This is a genomic window from Glaciihabitans sp. dw_435 (genome assembly GCF_018449675.1).
GTDB lineage: Bacteria > Actinomycetota > Actinomycetes > Actinomycetales > Microbacteriaceae > Glaciihabitans.
The window spans coordinates 164,102-182,822 of record NZ_JAAVUZ010000004.1; the positions used below are offsets into that span (position 1 = coordinate 164,102).

The window sequence follows — 18,721 nt, forward strand, 5'->3', positions numbered from 1 at the left end:
GCCGCAATGCCCGACCCCAGGGGGCCGGGCAGTGCGCGGGCGGTTCTTACTTGTGGCCGCCGGAGTGCGTGCCGTGCGATCCCGAGCCGCCGTGGCGGTTGTTGTTCTTGTCATCGGTCGTGGCCGACGTCGATGCCACCTTGTCGTCACCGGACTCCGCGTGGCTTGAGCCTCCCTTGTCGTCTCTGGGTTCGACGTGAGCCGACTGTCCGCCCTTGTCGTCGCCCGGCTCGACGTGAGTCGAGAGCCCGCCCTTGTCGTCGCCGGCCGCGTGGTGCCCGGAGTCATCCGGCGTCGTTGACGGGGCGGCGGGAACGGCCGACGGTGTCGCGCTCGGAGCCGGAGCGATGGGGGCCGCCGTCGGAGTCGCAGCAACTGGGGTGGTGGACGGAGCCGGAATGAGCGTGCCCGGCTGGAGGCGAATGGTGTCGTCGGAGGTCGTCGACGAGCTGGTCGGCGCCGTGTCATCCGCTCCGGGCGTGCCGTGTGCGTTGGCCGCGGCGACTCCGCCTCCGACCATGAGGCCGATGCCGATGACGGATGCGGCGGTGATGGTGGTCCATTTCTTCACGGTGGTCATGGGGTGATCCGTTCTGTAGGCGGGATTCCTGCGGAATCTCTTGTTCCTACAGTCTTGGGACGCCGTATGAGAGGAGAAGGAGGCCGCTGTGAGAGACCTCTCATCTTCGGATCAGTCGTCGCTGGAGTCGTCGTCCGAACCGTGGCCGCCGCCCTTGCCCTTGCCGGACTCGGGGGAGGGGGTAGAGGTGGACGGGTTGCTGTTGCCCTTGCCGCTCCCGCTGCCGCCGCCGTGATCTTCCGCGTGCGGAGTGTCGTCGACAGTGACCGGCGCGGCGGGGGTCACGGGTTGCGGACCGCTCGTCGATGTCGGCGTCGGTACCCCGACCGGAGGCAGCGTGGGAGAGGCACTGGGCACAGCCGTGGACACAACGGCGCTGATGTCGACGACCCCGGCGGGTTCCTTGCCGGGCAGGAGCGACGCATAGACCAGTGCCCCGCCACCGAGAAGAACGGCGGCGAGCACGGCGGACGCAAGAAGACCGAGGGCTGTTCGTCGCATGACTCAATTGTCGCCGCGCGAGAGTGTGCGTCGGCGAGTATGAGAAATTTCTCATCAAGTCCACGCGAGGAGGCAGGTCAGGCGGTGAGCGACGCCTCGTCCGGGGTGGAGAGAGTGAGCACGGCTTCCTCGACCCGGTCGTTGGTTTCGAGATCGCGCTCGATGCGGCGCAGTCGGACGGCAACGTGCTCCTCGTCCTCGTTCCCGGTGAGGTCGATCGCCGCGACGAGGTACACCCGGCCCGGACCGACGTACTCGAGGTGCAGGTAGGTCACGCGGGAGATATCGGAGCGGGCAAGCAGGATCTTCAGGACGACGACGTCGATGTCACCACTGACTTCCTGTCCGACGAGAAAACGCCGGTTCCGGTCGATCAGAACGATGGCAACGACGCCGAGCAGCAGGCCAACGAGGATCGAGCCGAGCGCGTCATAGAGGGAGTCACCGGTGAGCTGGTGCAGGAGCACGCCGATGAACGCGATCGCGAGTCCGATGAGTGCTGCCGAGTCTTCGGCAAAGACTACGCGCAGCGTGGAATTCGAACTCCCGAGCACATGCTCGATGGTCCCCACGCCTGTCTCGCGCGCCGACGCGCGGGCCTGCCGGAACGCCTGCCGGAACGAGATGCCCTCGAGCACCGCCGACAGCGCGAGCACGAGGTAAGCCACCCAGAAGTCGGTGGCAGGTTCCGGGTTCAGCAGTTCCTGTACGCCGTGATACACGGCGACGACCGCGCCTGCGGTGAACAGCCCGAACGCCGCGATGGTCGACCAGAAATACGACTCGCGTCCATATCCGAGCGGATGCTCCGCATCGCGCTGTCCGGCTCCGCGACGGTCCGCGACCAGAAGGAAGATCTCGTTGCCGGTGTCAGCCCACGAGTGCGCGGCCTCCGCCACGATGGATGCGGACCCGGTCAGAACGCCGGCGATCGTCTTCGCGACGGCGACAGCAAGGTTTGCGCCGAAGGCGATGATCACGGTCGCGGAAGCTTTTGCCATGGCCCCATTTTGTTGCAGCGCCGCCGCCCTGTCGAACTGCGCCGGTCGCCCCGGCGGTGGCACCGGGGACGCATTCTCAGCAGATTGCCCGCCGGCCCGAACGAAACCGCTAGCATTATGGTGAAAGACATTGATCCGGCCATCACCGGGGAGTCGTTGGAAGAACAGCGCCCACCAGCGCCCAGTAGAACCGACCGGGTCGGCCCGTTATCGCCGGTAAGAGCGGTCATCGTCGGACGACCGATTCCCCTGGGAATCGTGAACTCGGTAATGGCAAGCGAGGTGGTACCGCGGCAATCGTCGTCCTCGTGTTGACACACGACGGAGACCCCATGGCATACCCCCGCAGCACCGGCGACAGCACCGCCGACCAGAACAGCGCGCAGACTGGCGCCGCGTTCGGCATCCCCGCCTCTCCCAACTTCCCGGCGATCGAACAGCGCGTTCTCGCCTTCTGGAAGCAGGACGGCACCTTCCAGGCATCCATCGACCAGCGCGAAGGCGCCGACGAGTGGGTGTTCTATGACGGACCGCCCTTCGCCAACGGTCTCCCTCACTACGGTCACCTGCTGACCGGCTATGCCAAAGACCTCTTCCCGCGGTTCCAGACGATGCGCGGCAAGCAGGTGCATCGCCGCTTCGGCTGGGACACCCACGGTCTTCCCGCCGAGCTCGAGGCGATGCGCCAGCTCGGAATCACCGAGAAGCACCAGATTGAAGAAATGGGCATCGCCGCGTTCAACGCGAAGGCGCGCGAGTCCGTGCTGCACTACACCGAGGAGTGGGAGCAGTACGTCACCCGTCAGGCACGCTGGGTCGACTTCGAAAACGATTACAAGACGCTTGACGTCACGTTCATGGAGTCCGTGATCTGGGCCTTCAAGCAGCTGCATACGAAGGGTCTCGCGTACGAGGGCTTCCGCGTGCTCCCGTACTGCTGGCACGACGAAACTCCGCTGTCCAACCACGAACTGCGCATGGACGACGACGTCTACAAGATGCGCCAGGACCAGTCGGTCACCGTGACCTTCCCGCTGGACGGTATCAAGGCGGAGGCTCTTGGCCTTACCGGCGTGAAGGCTCTCGCGTGGACGACGACGCCGTGGACGCTTCCGACGAACTTTGCCCTCGCCGTCGGCCCCGACATCTCGTACTCGGTGGTGCCGAGCGGTCCACTCGGCGCCGGTGATGGTGCCGAGGAGGGCGTGTCCGAATACCTGCTCGCCACCGACACGATCGCGGCCTACGCGAAGGAGCTCGGGTACGCCTCGGCTCCCGAAGCCGTCGCCGCCGTCAGCCGCAGCGTGCTCGGAGCAGAACTCGATGGCGTCACCTACGACATGCTGTGGGACTACTACGCCGACACCGAGACCTGGGGAACCGAGAACGCCTGGCAGATTCTCGTGGCCGATTACGTCGCCACCGGAGAGGGAACGGGAATCGTCCACCAGGCACCCGCCTACGGTGAAGACGACCAGATCGTCACGGGCAAGGCAGGCATCCCCGTCATCATCTCGGTCGACGAGGGAGCACGCTTCCTTCCGATCATTGCGGATGTCGCGGGGCTGCAGGTCTTCGAGGCCAACAAGCCGCTCATCCAGAAGCTCCGCGCCGACGGACGCCTGCTGAAGGTTGCCAGCTACGAGCACAGCTACCCGCACTGCTGGCGCTGCCGGAACCCGCTCATCTACAAGGCTGTCTCCAGCTGGTTCATCCGCGTTCCCGAATTCCGCGACCGCATGAGCGACCTCAACCAGGAGATCAACTGGGTCCCGGCCAACGTCAAGGACGGCCAGTTCGGCAAGTGGGTCGGCAACGCCCGCGACTGGTCGATCTCGCGCAACCGGTACTGGGGATCACCGATCCCGGTGTGGAAGAGCGACAACCCCGAGTACCCGCGCATTGATGTGTACGGGTCGCTCGACGAACTCGAGGCCGATTTCGGCGTGCGTCCGACGGACCTGCACCGCCCGTTCATCGACGAGCTGACGCGTTCAAACCCGGATGACCCGACCGGTCAGTCCACGATGCGCCGCATCGAAGACGTGCTCGACGTGTGGTTCGACTCCGGATCGATGCCGTTCGCGCAGGTGCACTACCCGTTCGAGAACCGCGAGTGGTTCGAGTCCCACAACCCCGCGGACTTCATCGTCGAGTACATCGGACAGACGCGTGGCTGGTTCTACATGCTCCACACGCTCTCGACGGCGCTGTTCGACCGACCCGCGTTCAAGAACGTCATCAGTCACGGAATCGTGCTCGGCAGCGACGGCCAGAAGATGTCCAAGAGCCTGCGCAACTACCCGGATGTCTCGGAGGTCTTCGATCGCGACGGCGCCGACGCGATGCGGTGGTTCCTCATGTCGTCGTCGGTGATCCGCGGGGGCAACCTCATCGTCACCGAGGAGGGCATCCGAGAGGCGGTGCGGCAGTTCATGCTTCCGCTGTGGAGCACCTACTACTTCTTTTCCCTGTACGCCAACGCGGCGAGCCCGGACGGGTACGAGGCGAAGTGGCGGACCGACTCCACCGATGTCCTCGACCGCTACCTGCTCGCCAAGACGCGCCAGCTCATCGAAGACGTCACAACGGAGCTCGACGCGCTCGACAGCCCGACAGCCGCGCTGCGCCTGCGGGACTTCGCGGACGTTCTCACCAACTGGTATGTCCGTCGCAGTCGCGACCGGTTCTGGTCCGGCGACAACGAGGACGCCTTCGACACCCTGTACACGGTGCTCGAAACCGTCACCCGCGTCGCTGCTCCGCTCATCCCGCTCGTCGGGGAAGAGATGTGGCGCGGGCTGACGGGTGGCCGCAGCGTCCACCTGACCGACTGGCCCGACGCCGGCCAGTTCCCCGCCGACGACGTGTTGGTTTCCACGATGGACCGGGTGCGCGAGATTGCATCCTCGGGTCTTGCGCTGCGCAAGGCGAAGAGCCTGCGCGTCCGACTCCCTCTCGCGCGCCTGACAGTGGTCAGCGGTGCGACGGACGCCCTTGCGGAGTTCTCGGGAATCCTGCGTGAAGAGCTCAACGTCAAGGATGTCGAGTTCGTTGTCTTCGAGGGCGACAGCCTCGAACGGTTCGGAATCTCCAAGAAACTGACGGTCAACGCGCGTGCCGCCGGTCCGCGTATCGGAAAGCAGGTGCAGACGGTCATTCAGGCAGCCCGCGCCGGCGACTGGTCGCAGACCGGAGATACCGTCGTGGTGGGCGGCATCGAGCTCTTGCCCGCAGAATTCGACCTCGAGCTGCAGTCGGCCGACCCGGCAAATGCGATCGCCTTCCTCTCGGACGGTGGCTTCGTGCTGCTGGATACCGTGATGACCCCGGAACTGGAGGCCGAGGGCTTCGCGCGCGACGTCATCCGAGCCATCCAGGACACGCGCAAGGCCGCCGGACTGCAGGTCAGCGACCGCATCACCGTCAGCATCACGGGTGATTCCGTTGCCGACATCGAATCCCTCACGGCGTTCGGTGAGACGATTGGAACAGAGACGCTCGCTCGCGACGTGCGGCTGGCGTACGCGCCCGACGCCGAGACGCAGGCCGCGCTAACCTCGGTGGCCGGCACACAGCGCGCGACGCTCGCAGTCGGCCAATACGCCAACGCGGGCGTACTCGTGATCGACCTTTGGAAATCGGAAGCAGTGGATGTCTAAGAACAACAACGACGACGACGAACGCGAAGTCGGCGACTACGACGACTCTCTCTTCGAGCGTGAGGCGCGTGAGGTCTACGAGGCCCTGCTGTCCCGCATCGGCGAGGGCACGCCGCAGCCGCGACTGTCTGCGACCCGCCGGGCCGTCGAACTGCTGGGTGACCCGCAGAAGGCATACCCGATCATCCACATCACGGGTACGAACGGTAAGACGTCCACGAGCCGGATGATCGAGAGCCTGCTGCGCGCGCACGACCTGCGCACGGGCATGCTCACGAGCCCCCACCTGGAACGCGTCAACGAGCGGATTGTCATCGACGGCGAGCCGATCAGCAACACCGCCCTGGTGGACAACTGGCGCGACATCACACCGTTCCTCGACATCGCGGATGCCGAGCTCGTCGCCGCGGGGGAGCAGCCCCTGAGCTTCTTCGAGGCCCTCACCGTGCTGGCGTACGCCGCGTTCGCCGATGCTCCCATCGACGTTGCCGTCATCGAGGTCGGAATGGGCGGCGAGTGGGATTCCACCAACGTCGCCGACGGCCAGGTCGCGGTCTTCGCCCCCATCGCCCTCGACCACACCGCCCGCCTCGGCAACACGATTGCCGAGATCGCGCTGACCAAGGGCGGCATCATCAAGGAGGATGCCGCCGTTGTTTCCGCGCGGCAGACTCCGGAAGCACTCGAGGTTCTCAGCCGGATCGCCGGAGAGAAGAACGGCACCATTGCCGTCGAGGGGGACGGGTTCTCGCTCGTCTCCAGCACCGTCGCGGTCGGCGGTCAGGTCATGACGATCAAGGGTCTTGCCGGGACGTACACCGACCTCTTCCTTCCGCTGTTCGGCGATCATCAGGCGAGCAACGCCGCCCTGGCCGTCGCGGCGGTCGAGTCGTTCATTGGCGGCGGAACGCAGGCGCTGAACCCTGACATCCTCGCCGAGGGCTTCGCCACCGTCACCTCTCCCGGACGACTGCAAGTCGTGGGCATCGAACCGACGGTCCTCGTCGACGCGGCTCACAACCCGCACGGTGCCGCCGCCCTGGCCGCCTCGATTGGCCAGTACTTCACGTTCGACCACGTCACCGCGGTGATCGGCGTCCTCGCCGACAAGGACGCGGAAGGGATCGTGCGCGCGCTGAATGACGTCGTCGACGAATTTGTCGTCACGCAGTCCAGCTCGGACCGCGCCATTCCCGCCGATGACCTCGCGTCCATCGTCGTGTCGATCGCCGGGGCCGATCGGGTCATCGTGGAAATGACCATCGAGTCAGCCATGGAGTACGCGCGCGATCAGGCTGAGCGAACCGAAAAGGGCGCTGTGCTCGTCGCCGGTTCGATCACGCTTATCGCCGACGTCATGGCCATCGCCACCGATCAGGGCTGGAAGCCGTGACCGAACCCCGGCAAGCACGTCCCCGTCGCGCACGCAGCGTGACGGAGATGTTGCTGTCGATCGTGCTGGTGCTGGAGGCGGTTCTCGGTTTCTTCATCACGCTGACCGTGTTCGGCCTCAAGGCGCTCGATCCGTTCTGGGCGTTCGGCGGGGGAGCGCTGCTGTGCGTGCTGCTGCTGCTGACCGCACTCGTCCTGCGGTTTCCGTGGGGCATGTGGCTCGGCTGGGCACTGCAGCTGGCCCTGATCCTCACCGGCATCATTCTGCCGACGCTCTACGTCGTCGGTGCTGTGTTTGTCGCGATCTGGGTGTTCTGCTTCTGGAAGGGCAGACAGCTCGACCGTTTTCAGGCCGCCGCCGCGGCATCCTTTCGCGACACAGATCCCACCACCCCTCCTACCGCCTAACACCGAAGGAAGATGAACCCATGAACGTCGAAGAAACCCTGGTACTGGTCAAGCCCGACGGTGTCGCCCGCAACCTCACCGGCGAGATCCTGCGCCGCATCGAGGCAAAGGGCTACAGCCTCGTCGACATCAAGCTGGTCGAAGCATCCCGTGAGCTGCTTGCAGCCCACTACGCCGAGCACGAGGGAAAGCCGTTCTACGAGCCCCTCGTCGACTTCATGGAGAGCGGCCCCATCGTCGCGATTCGTGTCGCTGGCAACCGTGTCATCGAGGGCTTCCGTGCCCTGGCCGGCACCACCGACCCGACCACCGCGCCCGCAGGCACGATCCGGGGCGACCTCGGCCGCGACTGGGGACTGAAGGTTCAGCAGAACCTCGTGCACGGCAGCGACTCGCCCGAGTCTGCCGCCCGCGAACTCGCTCTCTGGTTCTAAGACCGCACACCCAAACGGGGAGCATGCCGGTGACGGCATGCTCCCCGTTTGTCGTTTCCGGAGGTTAGCCGGCGGCGGTCATCTGCGCGGTGACGAAGTCGCTGAACACGGTTGCATCCGTCAGCGAGCCGTCGTACTGGGTGCCGTTGACGATGACCGTGGGGGTGCCCGTCACGGCGGCGACGGTGCTGTTGGGAAGCGGTCCCTTGAGTGCTCGCGCGGTCTCATCGGTGACCCAGCCGCCGAAGGTCCCCTTGGTGATGCAGGCGGGAACGTCCGTGTTCGTGACGCCGGCGCCCTGCACGAGCGAAATCAGCTCGTCGTTGGTCAGGCCAGCAGTGCCCTCGTCGGGTTGGCTCGCGTACAGCGCATCGCTGACAGCCAGGAAGTTGTTGGGATCATAATTCGCAACGCAGGCCGCGGCATTCGCGGCGCGGGTCGAATACTTGGTGCCGAGCGACGAGCTGTCCAGAATGGCAATCGGATGGATCTCGAGGGTCGCGGTGCCGGCCTTCACCCAGCTTTCGATCTGCGCCGAGTTGGCAGTCTCGAACTGATTGCAATAGGGGCAGAGGTAGTCGACGTACATGACGATGTTCGCAGTGGTGGTCTTGGCCGTGACGTCGGTGGGAACCGGCGTGGCATCGGCGGCCAGCGCAGCTGTCTGCACGGCGGTCGTCGTCGTGCCGTCGCCTTGAAGAACTATTCCATCGCTCAGCATGTTCAGTGGCCCGGCACTGCCCTTGCCACCCATGGTGACGACGAGAGCGACGATCGCGGCGATGGCAATGACACCAACGCCGATACCACCCTGGGTGATCCACCTCCGGCGACGTTTGCGCTTTGCATCGGCCTCGCGGGTCGCCCGGGCGAGTTCCCGCGCGTGCTCCCGCTTCTCGTTCTTTGTCAGCCGATCGCCGGATCCCTGGATAGACATGCACCCTCAGTCGTTCAGTGGGCCGTGTTGCCCACCGGAGACGTTAGGAATCGGATGTATGGAGATCCTATGACGATGCTGATCGCGACCTGAGTGCGGTTACAGGTGCGCCAGCACGTCCAAACGCAGCTGAGCGATGACGGCAACGACCACGTAAGACAGGAGGGTGATGATCGGGATCCATCCGTAGGCCCGCTCGAAGAAGGCCCGCGCCGATCGCGACGTGGGGATGATCCCGGTCGACAACGTGTACAGCGTGACGGCCCAGAACATGGGGATGACGACGGCCCAGACGACCATGCACCAGGGGCACAGGGTTCCGAGAACAAAAATGCTCTGCGACAACAGCCAGATGACCAACGTCAGGGCAAGGGCCACGCCAACGTTGAAGGCGATCCAGAACCACCGGGCGAACTGCGCGCCGGCGAGGACGCCGACGCCGACCGCAATGGGCGCCACGAAACATCCGAGTCCAAACACAGGGTTGGGGAACCCGAAGATTGCCCCCTGCGCCGACTCGAGGTTCTTGCCGCACTGGACGATGAGGCTGAAGTTACAGCTCAGCGTTGCCTGTGGGTTCTCGAGAACTTCGAACTTTGCCAGGGTCAGTTCAAAAGCCGAGTAAAGACCGATCGCGCCGCTGATGATCAGGAAGATGGCGAGGGCTATGGGGCGCTTGGCTGCGGGGCTGTCGATCACAGTCGGATTATTGCACGGGTCAAAGCGCCGGTTTGGAGCCAATACATGCGATAATTCGAGTAGTCACTCGAGCCGCGCTCGAATTGGCGCCAAAGAAGGCTTACCGGGCATGAAACCGGGCCACCATATGCAACTCAAGGATGTTGCGGTGACGGATAGCAAGTTCCGTGCACTGAAGTGACAGTCAGTGTGAACACACAGCATGGGCAACCGTGAGCGCCAGACCACTTCGGTTCGGCGGCGGTTGCGGGACATGAAGGATTAGTAGCGTTTTCGCAAGAGCGAAGAACGCTCGTGAGAGTACCCGGTGGGTGGCGCGGTCGCCCAGCCGGCAAGGAGTACACCAGCAATGGTGAATACAAACGAAAACAACGAAGCACCGAAAAAGCGCAGTCGTCTGTTTGGTGGCCGCAAGGCAGCAGCAGCCGCGGCTGAGGCAGCGGCCGCAGCTCAGGTGGCGGAGACACCCGCCCCGGTGGCGGAGGCTCCCATCGAGGCGCCCGTCGTCGAGGCATCCGCTCCCGAACCGGCCGCTCCCGTTCAGGACGCGCCCGCCGCGACAGCTCCCCGCCGCCGCGCACCCGCAAAGCAGACCAGCACCGAGGCTCCCGCCGATGCAGACGCGCCCACAAAGGCTCCCGTCCGCCGCTCCGCCCCGCGCAAGACCACCGAGACGGCTGAGGTCGCACCCGCTTTGACCACCAACGATTCCATCGACGCGCCTCCCGCCCGTCGCACCCCGCCGCGCCCCAGCACGTCGCTTCTCTTCCAGGCACCGGATCTGCCGCCCATGCGCGAGACCGCCCGGGACGACCGTCGCGATTGGTCGCGGGACGACCAGAACCTCGACGCGCCGCGCCGCGGTGACAATCGTCGCGATAACCAGCGTGCCGACAGCCAGCGTGGCGATGACGCGCGTTCCGACTTCCGTCGTGACGACCTGCAGGACGACGAGCCGCAGGGCGTCCGCCGTCGCTCACGTCGCCGTCCGGGTGAGGAGCCGCGCGCCGGCGACACCGACCCGAACACCGTCGTCAAGGTGCGCCAGCCGCGTCAGCAGCCCGAGCCCGAACTCATCACGGAACCTCAGCGCATTAAGGGTTCGACGCGTCTGGAAGCCAAGAAGCAGCGCCGTCGTGACGGTCGAGACGCCGGTCGTCGTCGTCCGGTCATCACAGAAGCCGAGTTCCTTGCGCGCCGCGAGAGCGTCGACCGCGTCATGGTCGTCCGCTCCAAGTTCGACAAGACCCAGATCGCCGTCCTCGAAGACGGTGTCCTCGTCGAGCACTACGTGGCCAAGGCCGCCGAGGCGAGCCTGATTGGGAACGTCTACCTCGGTCGCGTTCAGAATGTTCTCCCCAGCATGGAAGCAGCCTTCGTCGACATCGGGCGCGGCCGCAACGCCGTGCTGTACTCCGGTGAGGTCGACTGGGACGCCGCAGCCGCCGACAGCGACACCAAGAACCAGCCCCGCCGCATCGAGCTCGCGCTCAAGCCCGGCGACCGCGTGCTCGTCCAGGTCACCAAGGACCCGATCGGTCACAAGGGCGCCCGCCTCACCAGCCAGGTCAGCCTGCCGGGTCGCTACCTCGTGTACGTGCCGAACGGTTCCATGAACGGAATCAGCCGCAAGCTGCCCGACACCGAGCGCGCGCGCCTGAAGAAGATCCTCAAGGAGGTTCTGCCCGAGAACGTCGGCGTCATCGTGCGCACGGCATCAGAGGGTGCGACCGAAGAGCAGTTGACGCTGGACGTCAACCGCCTGACGAGCCAGTGGGCCGAGATCAGCCGCCTGGTCGAAACGTCGCAGGCTCCCGTGCTGTTGCACAGCGAGCCTGACCTGCTCGTGAAGATCGTGCGGGACGTCTTCAACGAGGACTTCCAGAAGCTCGTCATCGCCGGACCCGAGGCACAGGGAACCATCGAGACATACCTGCGATCCGTCGCACCCGACCTGCTCGAGCGTGTGGAGACCTACGAGGGCGACACCGACTCCTTCGACGCGTACCGCGTCACCGAGCAGATCGAGAAGGCTCTCGACCGCAAGGTCTGGCTGCCCTCCGGTGGTTCGCTCGTCATCGACCGCACCGAGGCCATGACCGTCGTTGACGTCAACACCGGCAAGTTCGTCGGCTCCGGGGGAAACCTCGAGGAGACCGTCACCAAGAACAACCTGGAGGCGGCCGAAGAGATCGTGCGCCAACTGCGACTGCGCGACATCGGTGGAATCATCGTCGTCGACTTCATCGACATGGTGCTCGAGTCCAACCGGGATCTCGTACTGCGTCGGCTCGTCGAGTGCCTCAGCCGCGACCGCACCAAGCACCAGGTCGCCGAGGTCACGAGTCTTGGACTCGTGCAGATGACGCGAAAGAAGCTGGGCCTCGGTCTGATCGAGTCCTTCAGCGAGCCCTGCGAGCACTGCGCCGGCCGCGGAATCATCATCCACCACGACCCCACGACCAAGCACCGCCAGACGCCCCAGCAGCAGCCCGAGGGCACGGGACGCCGCGGACGCGGGAGCAAGGGTCCGGCAACGACACCCCCGTCGAACGGCCAGCGTGGAAACGGCAACTCAAACGGCAACTCGAACGGTAACGGCAACAACAATGGCGCTGCCGCCACCGTGCCCGTCGGAGCCGCTGCGCCCGTCGTGCCCGCAACTCACGCGATCACCGAGGACGCCCGCAAGGCACTCTCGAAGATTGCCGCAAGCACGGTCCACACCGAGCAGGTAGCGATCATCCCTCCGTCCACCGAGGTCGTCGCCGCGGCGGTCGAGGAAGTCGTCGCGAAGGAAGCCGCCCAGGCTGCTCCCGCCGAGACGGCACCGACCGGCCGCACGACCTCCGGTCGCCAGTCGGGTCGCGGACAGCGCGCCGAGCGTACCCCTGTCGAGGCATCCGAGGAGCCGTCGACGCCCGCCGTCGATGTTCCCGTCGCCATCCTCGACATCCCGGTCACGAAGTCGACACGGGCCTCGCGTCGGATCAGCACCCACGATGCCGAGCAGATCCTTGACTCGGTGCTCGACGCTCTGCCGGAGCCCAAGCAGCCCGGCCAGGGCCGTTCGCGCACCTCGCGCCGTGCCTCAAGCACCGGCGCCGGAATCATCACGACGGACGCCGCCAAAGAGTAATTCTCAGGCTGAGACCGACTAAACGGCGCGGGGAGCAATGCTCCCCGCGCCGTTCGTGTGTGTATGGACGTCTCGCCATGACGTCGTCCGCGGGGCTGGTTTGCCGTCTGTGCGACGTAACGGCACGCATGCGGCGAGAGGATGACCCTGCGCCGCACCGAGCTCAGAGACCGCGCTTCTCGCGCTGCGATACCCGCAGCCCGCTTGCCCGCAGTCGCTCCACCAGCTGCCGCACGGTGACCGGTTCTGCCCCCTGACGTACGAGCTCGTCCCACCGCTCCCGTGGCACGTCGTAGTGGTCCTGATCGAAGGCGCGGCGGGGGATACCCGCCACCGCGGCAAACGCGTGCAGCTCGTCGAGATTCGAGTCACTGACGATGTGCGCCCAGAGTGTTCCGTGCGCCGGCCAGATCGGCTGATCGATGAGGATCACGCTGCTCCCATCGGGGAATCGGCGGCGCTGGCTGTCATTCCACGATCCTAGCCAGCCGTGCACCCTGGCCGGGCCGCAGCCAGACCCCTATTCTGGGTGCAGACGCACCACTGGATGCAGCCGAGGAGACGACATGACGTCAGACAATGCCACCCAGGCCAACCAGCAGGTCGGCGGTCGTCGCGGGGGAGTGGGAGTGCCGCTGCTCGTCGCGCTCGGTGTGGTCACCGCCATGATCGCCGGGTTCGTCGTCCAGATCCTTGCGAACCAGATCGGCACCGTGCTGTACGAGGTGCAGAGCGATCCCTCGGACGGCATCTCAGATCAGGCTCTCGGATACATCCAGGCGGGGCTGGAAACGTTCGGCACGCGGATCCTTCCCGTGGGCGTCGGCATCTTCGTGACCCTCCGCCTGATTACACCCGTGTCCGCGGGCCTGTGGCTCCGCACCGTCGTGATCCGGAGCGTTATCGCCGCGCTGATCGGTGTGGCGGCCGCGTTCGTGGTGATCAGTCTGTACGGCATCGTCAATCATTTTCAGGTGGATGGCTCGCTGTTCGGTCATGCTTTCCCCGGGATCTCCGCGCCCGGGCTGGACGTCATCTACGGGCTGGTGGGTGCCGTGGCATCCGCCATATCCCTGCTCATTGAGGTCGTTCCGCTGACGCTGCTCGCGGGAATCCTCGTGTGGATCGGGCTGGGGCGCCGCGCGGCAGCCGACACGGGCAGCGACACGCGTGCGCACGTTTGACCAAACGGTCACCAATCACGTATTGTTGACCCTTGGTGTCACCGCTGGGCAAAGCCCGCTATTAACACCAGAAGCTTTCTCTCCAAGACAAGTGTCTTTCTAACAAAGGGTTCCAAGTGGTTTACGCAGTTGTGCGCGCCGGTGGTCGGCAGGAAAAGGTAGAGGTCGGCACCATCGTCGTACTCGACCGCATCAAGGCTGACGAGAACGGCAACGTTTCGTTGGCTCCGGTCCTCCTCGTCGACGGTGAGACGATTACGCACGGCGTTGAGGCGCTTGCGAACGTCAAGGTCACCGCCGAGGTCGTCGGCGACCTGCGCGGTCCCAAGATCGTCATCCAGAAGTTCAAGAACAAGACTGGTTACAAGAAGCGCCAGGGGCACCGCCAGGAGCTCACGCGCATCAAGATCACCAGCATCACCAAGTAGTCGACAGGGGCTGAGAATAAATGGCACACAAAAAGGGCGCAAGCTCCTCTCGTAACGGTCGCGACTCCAACGCGCAGTACCTCGGCGTCAAGCGCTTCGGTGGCCAGGTCGTCAAGTCGGGCGAGATCATCGTTCGCCAGCGCGGCACGCACTTCCACCCCGGCGTGAACGTGGGACGTGGTCGCGACGACACACTGTTCGCCCTCGCCGCTGGTTCGGTCGAGTTCGGTGCGAAGGGCGGCCGCAAGGTCGTCAACATCGTCGCTCCGGTCGCAGCATAGTTTTTCTTCTTCACCAGCAGAGGCGAGCTTCGGCTCGCTTTTGTTGTTTGTAGCTACATCCGTACCATCCGCATCACCCATCTAAGGAGCACTCGTCATGGCAACGTTTGTTGACCAAGTGACACTGCACCTGCGAGCCGGTAGCGGTGGCAACGGTTGCGTGTCCGTCAAGCGTGAAAAGTTCAAGCCCCTCGCGGGTCCCGACGGCGGTAACGGCGGCAACGGCGGAACCATCTGGCTCGTCAGCGACACCGGCACCACCACCCTGCTCGGCCACCACCGCGCTCCCCACCGCAGCTCCGGCAACGGCGGCCCCGGAATGGGCGACCACCGCGCGGGCGCAACGGCAGAGGACATCGAGCTGGCCGTACCGGTCGGCACGGTTGTCAAGGACGCCGACGGCAATGAACTGATTGACATGGATGTCCCGGGGCTGCGCTTTGTCGTCGCTGCGGGAGGTCAGGGCGGCCTCGGCAACGCGGCTCTCGCCACGACCAAGCGCAAGGCGCCCGGATTCGCCCTCCTCGGCACCACCGGCTGGGAAGGCGACATTCGCCTCGAACTGAAGACCGTCGCCGATGTTGCCCTGGTGGGTTACCCGTCGGCCGGCAAGTCCAGCCTGATCGCGGCCATGTCCGCGGCCAAGCCGAAGATCGCCGACTACCCCTTCACCACATTGCACCCGAACCTCGGTGTCGTGCAGGCGGGGGAGACCCGGTACACGATCGCGGATGTTCCCGGCCTCATCGAGGGAGCCAGCGAGGGCAAGGGACTCGGTCTCGAGTTCCTCCGTCACGTCGAGCGGTGCACGGCTCTCCTGCACGTTCTCGACTGCGCCACCCTCGAGCCCGGGCGCGACCCCATCAGCGACCTCGACGTCATCCTCGGTGAACTGGCCGCCTACCCGGTGCCCGAGGGCCAGCTCCCGCTGCTTGAGCGCCCCCAGCTCGTCGCCCTGAACAAGGTTGACGTCCCCGAGGGTCGCGAGCTCGCCGACTTCGTGCGTGCAGAGCTCGAGGGCCGCGGATACCGCGTCTTCGAGATTTCCGCCGTGTCCCGTGAGGGACTGCGCGAGCTGAGCTTCGCCCTCGCCGGCCTCGTCGACGAGGATCGCGCCACGAAGGCCCTCGAGCCCGCCGTTGAGCGCATCGTGATTCGTCCGCGCGCCGTCAACGAGACCGACTTCGTCATCAAGGTCGAGGGCGGATCTGACGGCAACATCTACCGCATCATCGGTGAGAAGCCGGAACGCTGGGTTCAGCAGACCGACTTCACCAACGACGAAGCAATCGGCTTCCTCGCCGACCGCCTCGCCAAGCTGGGCGTCGAAGAGGGACTGTTCAAGTCCGGTGCCGTCGCGGGCTCCACTGTCATCATCGGGCCCGGCAACGGCATCATCTTTGACTGGGAGCCCACGCTCACCTCAACCGCGGAGCTCGTCACCGCGCCGCGTGGAACCGACTCGCGTCTGGACAGCAACAACCGCCAGACGAGCAACAAGCGCCGCGAGACCTACACGGAGCGGATGGATGCCAAGGCAGCCGCCCGCGCCGCGGACCTCGTCGAGCGTCGCTCCGGCATGTGGAACGTCGACGATGAGATTGCTTCGGAAGAAGAAGCAGCCCGGGAAGCTCAGCAGCAGGCGCTCGACTCGGCCGATCGTGACTGACGCCGCGACACGTCCGGTGAGCGGTGAGGCCCCGGTTCTCACACGCTCCGACGTGCCGCGCGCCAAGCGCATTGTCGTCAAGGTCGGCTCGTCGTCGATCAGTGGGCCCAACGCCGGGCAGATCCCGCACCTGGTGGACGCCCTCGCCGAGGCTCACGGACGCGGGGCCGAGGTCATCCTCGTGTCATCCGGAGCAATCGCCACCGGCATCCCGTATCTCAAGCTCGACTCGCGTCCGACGGACCTCGCCACCCAGCAGGCAGCTGCCGCCGTGGGCCAGAACGTCCTGATCTACCGGTACCAGGAGAGCCTCGACCGGTACGAGATTGTCGCCGGTCAGGTGCTGCTCACCGCAGGTGACCTGGAGAACCCGACGCACCGCAGCAACGCCCAGCGGGCAATGGAGCGGCTGCTCGGACTGCGCATCCTTCCCATCGTCAATGAGAACGATACGGTGGCCACGCAGGAGATCCGCTTCGGCGACAACGATCGCCTCGCCGCTCTCGTGTCAATCCTCGTCAAGGCGGACCTGCTGGTGCTGCTGTCCGATGTCGACGCGCTTTACTCCCGTCCTCCCCACGAGCCGGGCGCCGTGCGCATCGACCACGTGGGCATTCACGACGACCTCGATGGTGTCACCTTCGGTGATATCGGCTCCGCCGGTGTCGGAACCGGGGGAGCTGGCACCAAGGTGGCCGCGGCCAAGCTGGCCGCCGCGCACGGCACCGCGGTGTTGCTCACGGCAACCGGGCGTGTTTCCGATGCCCTGGCGGGCGTGGAAATCGGCACGTGGTTCGACGCGGCCGCCATCGCGCCCACGACGGGCACGCTGCCCGTCGTGTCCGCCTGATCCGGAAGCACCATTCCGCCCGCTCCAGGCGCGGTCTGCCGTAAACTCTGGGCATGTCGGAGACACTCCTCGCACCCTCGTTCCTCGAAAAGCTCGACGCGGCCCGCGACGCATCGATCACGCTCGCCACGGCGACCGCCGAGCGCAAGAACGCCGCGCTGCTCGCCATCGCCGCGGCGGTCACCTCCGGAGCCGACCGGATCCTTCCAGCGAACGACCTCGATCTCGCCAACGCCCGCGACAACGGTCTGAGCGTCGGACTACAGGACCGCCTGCGCCTCGATGAGCAGCGTCTTGCGGGCCTGGCGTCCGCCGTCACCCAGATTGCGTCACTCGTTGACCCGGTGGGGGAGTCGGTGCGCGGATCGACGCTGCCCAATGGGCTCAAGATCTCGCAGGTGCGGGTGCCATTCGGCGTCGTCGGTGTGATCTACGAGGCCCGGCCCAATGTGACCATCGACATCGCCGCCCTCGCGTTGAAGAGCGGCAACGCCGCGGTTCTCCGCGGAGGCTCTGCCGCTCTCAACACCAACCGCGTGCTCGTCGAGCTGCTGCAGGAGGCGATCGCCAGCGTCGGGCTTCCCGCGCTCTCCGTGCAGACGATCGACGAGTTTGGGCGCGAGGGTGCCCGCGATCTGATGGCCGCCCGCGGGTACATCGACGTTCTCATTCCCCGCGGCAGCGCAGACCTCATCAACACGGTGGTCGCCGAATCCAAGGTCCCCGTCATCGAAACGGGAGCCGGGGTGGTGCACGTCTACCTCGACGAGTCCGCCGACGAACAGATTTCCGTCAATATCGTGCACAACGCCAAGGTGCAGCGCCCGAGTGTGTGTAACGCGCTCGAGACGCTGCTGGTGCACGAGTCATCCGCCGCCCGTCTTCTTCCGTCTGTTCTCGGACGCCTGAGGGAGGCCGGTGTCACCATTCACGCCGATGAGCGCACGGCCGCGCTGTTCGTCGACGTGGTGCCGGCCACGGAGGACGACTGGAGCACCGAGTACATGTCACTGGACGTGTCGGTGCGGGTGGTGGACGATCTGGATGCCGCGCTGGCGCACATCCGGCAGTACTCGACCCACCACACCGAGTCGATCATCACCAATGACTTCGCGCGGGCCGAACGCTTTCTCGCGGAGGTCGATTCTGCGGTCGTTATGGTCAACGCCTCCACCCGGTTCACCGACGGGGGAGAGTTCGGATTCGGCGCAGAAGTGGGGATTTCGACGCAGAAACTGCACACGCGAGGACCGATGGGACTGTCCGAATTGACCAGCACCAAGTGGGTTGTGCGCGGTACGGGCCAGGTGCGTGGCTAGAATTCAGTAGTCCCGATCGGAGAATTTCATGACACTACTGGCAATCACCCTCGCCGAGGCTGAAAAGCACTACCCCACGATCCTGCCCGTGTTCGTGTTTCCCCTGCTCGCGTTCGCGTTCTTCCTGGTTCTCGGCGTCACCGCGTGGAGCTACCGCAACGTTGCCTACCGTCACAGCGAGAAATTCACCACGGGTGGTCACGGTCACGACGACTCCCATGGCGCTGGCCACTAGCG

Annotated in this window: 18 protein-coding genes; 12 read left to right on the plus strand and 6 right to left on the minus strand. The window is 65.5% G+C overall.

The window, feature by feature from the left end:
- Positions 1-46: 46 nt before the first annotated feature.
- The 3 genes from HB677_RS07670 to HB677_RS07680 form a co-directional block, all read right to left on the minus strand.
- Complete coding sequence (locus HB677_RS07670) at positions 47-580, minus strand: hypothetical protein (RefSeq protein WP_213815093.1); 534 nt, start codon at positions 578-580, stop codon at positions 47-49.
- Positions 581-691: 111 nt separating this feature from the next.
- The gene (locus tag HB677_RS07675) at positions 692-1,081 is read right to left on the minus strand and encodes a hypothetical protein (RefSeq protein WP_213815094.1); all 390 of its coding nucleotides are present in this window, start codon (positions 1,079-1,081) and stop codon (positions 692-694) included.
- 77 nt (positions 1,082-1,158) lie between these two features.
- Positions 1,159-2,082, minus strand: coding sequence for a cation diffusion facilitator family transporter (locus HB677_RS07680; protein WP_213815095.1), 924 nt, complete (start codon positions 2,080-2,082; stop codon positions 1,159-1,161).
- Between the two features lie 332 nt (positions 2,083-2,414).
- Here HB677_RS07680 and ileS point away from each other — a divergent pair, with 332 nt between their 5' ends.
- Genes ileS through ndk form a run of 4 tightly spaced genes read left to right on the plus strand, consistent with a single transcriptional unit; the run spans position 2,415 to position 7,978 of the window.
- A complete protein-coding gene (gene ileS, locus HB677_RS07685) occupies positions 2,415-5,744 on the plus strand; it encodes an isoleucine--tRNA ligase (RefSeq protein ID WP_213815096.1) in 3,330 nt (1,109 codons plus the stop codon).
- Positions 5,737-7,137, plus strand: coding sequence for a folylpolyglutamate synthase/dihydrofolate synthase family protein (locus HB677_RS07690; protein ID WP_213815097.1), 1,401 nt, complete (start codon positions 5,737-5,739; stop codon positions 7,135-7,137). The genes ileS and HB677_RS07690 overlap by 8 nt, the downstream gene beginning before the upstream one ends.
- Entirely contained in the window at positions 7,134-7,544 is a 411-nt protein-coding gene (locus tag HB677_RS07695) for a DUF4233 domain-containing protein (RefSeq protein WP_213815098.1), read from the plus strand. The genes HB677_RS07690 and HB677_RS07695 overlap by 4 nt, the downstream gene beginning before the upstream one ends.
- 20 nt (positions 7,545-7,564) lie before the next feature.
- Positions 7,565-7,978, plus strand: coding sequence for a nucleoside-diphosphate kinase (gene ndk / locus HB677_RS07700; RefSeq protein WP_213815099.1), 414 nt, complete (start codon positions 7,565-7,567; stop codon positions 7,976-7,978).
- 64 nt (positions 7,979-8,042) lie between these two features.
- On the opposite strand, the gene HB677_RS07705 is transcribed toward ndk, so the two are convergent.
- The gene (locus HB677_RS07705; protein WP_213815100.1) at positions 8,043-8,915 is read right to left on the minus strand and encodes a thioredoxin domain-containing protein; all 873 of its coding nucleotides are present in this window, start codon (positions 8,913-8,915) and stop codon (positions 8,043-8,045) included.
- A 99-nt stretch (positions 8,916-9,014) separates the two neighbouring features.
- On the minus strand, positions 9,015-9,614 hold the full coding sequence (locus tag HB677_RS07710) for a vitamin K epoxide reductase family protein (RefSeq protein WP_213815101.1): 600 nt from the start codon (positions 9,612-9,614) through the stop codon (positions 9,015-9,017).
- 349 nt (positions 9,615-9,963) lie between these two features.
- On the opposite strand from HB677_RS07710, the gene HB677_RS07715 reads away from it, so the two are divergent.
- Positions 9,964-12,753, plus strand: a complete 2,790-nt coding sequence (locus tag HB677_RS07715; protein ID WP_213815102.1) for an Rne/Rng family ribonuclease — start codon at positions 9,964-9,966, stop codon at positions 12,751-12,753.
- Between the two features lie 163 nt (positions 12,754-12,916).
- Here the strand turns inward: HB677_RS07715 and HB677_RS07720 are convergent, their stop codons facing one another.
- The gene (locus tag HB677_RS07720) at positions 12,917-13,186 is read right to left on the minus strand and encodes a DUF4031 domain-containing protein (protein ID WP_307852513.1); all 270 of its coding nucleotides are present in this window, start codon (positions 13,184-13,186) and stop codon (positions 12,917-12,919) included.
- Positions 13,187-13,319: 133 nt separating this feature from the next.
- Here HB677_RS07720 and HB677_RS07725 point away from each other — a divergent pair, with 133 nt between their 5' ends.
- The 7 genes from HB677_RS07725 to HB677_RS07755 all read left to right on the plus strand — a co-directional run bounded on the left by HB677_RS07725 (position 13,320) and on the right by HB677_RS07755 (position 18,719).
- Positions 13,320-13,937, plus strand: a complete 618-nt coding sequence (locus tag HB677_RS07725) for a hypothetical protein (protein WP_213815103.1) — start codon at positions 13,320-13,322, stop codon at positions 13,935-13,937.
- 116 nt (positions 13,938-14,053) lie between these two features.
- Positions 14,054-14,365, plus strand: a complete 312-nt coding sequence (gene rplU / locus HB677_RS07730) for a 50S ribosomal protein L21 (protein ID WP_213815104.1) — start codon at positions 14,054-14,056, stop codon at positions 14,363-14,365.
- Positions 14,366-14,385: 20 nt separating this feature from the next.
- Positions 14,386-14,646, plus strand: coding sequence for a 50S ribosomal protein L27 (gene rpmA, locus HB677_RS07735; RefSeq protein WP_213815105.1), 261 nt, complete (start codon positions 14,386-14,388; stop codon positions 14,644-14,646).
- A 97-nt stretch (positions 14,647-14,743) separates the two neighbouring features.
- Complete coding sequence (gene obgE, locus HB677_RS07740; RefSeq protein ID WP_213815106.1) at positions 14,744-16,315, plus strand: GTPase ObgE; 1,572 nt, start codon at positions 14,744-14,746, stop codon at positions 16,313-16,315.
- 52 nt (positions 16,316-16,367) lie between these two features.
- Positions 16,368-17,165, plus strand: a complete 798-nt coding sequence (gene proB / locus HB677_RS07745; RefSeq protein WP_374193806.1) for a glutamate 5-kinase — start codon at positions 16,368-16,370, stop codon at positions 17,163-17,165.
- 53 nt (positions 17,166-17,218) lie between these two features.
- Positions 17,219-18,484 (plus strand): glutamate-5-semialdehyde dehydrogenase, encoded by a 1,266-nt coding sequence (locus tag HB677_RS07750; RefSeq protein ID WP_213815108.1) that lies wholly within the window; start codon positions 17,219-17,221, stop codon positions 18,482-18,484.
- A 28-nt stretch (positions 18,485-18,512) separates the two neighbouring features.
- Complete coding sequence (locus HB677_RS07755) at positions 18,513-18,719, plus strand: hypothetical protein (RefSeq protein ID WP_213815109.1); 207 nt, start codon at positions 18,513-18,515, stop codon at positions 18,717-18,719.
- Positions 18,720-18,721 lie beyond the last annotated feature (2 nt).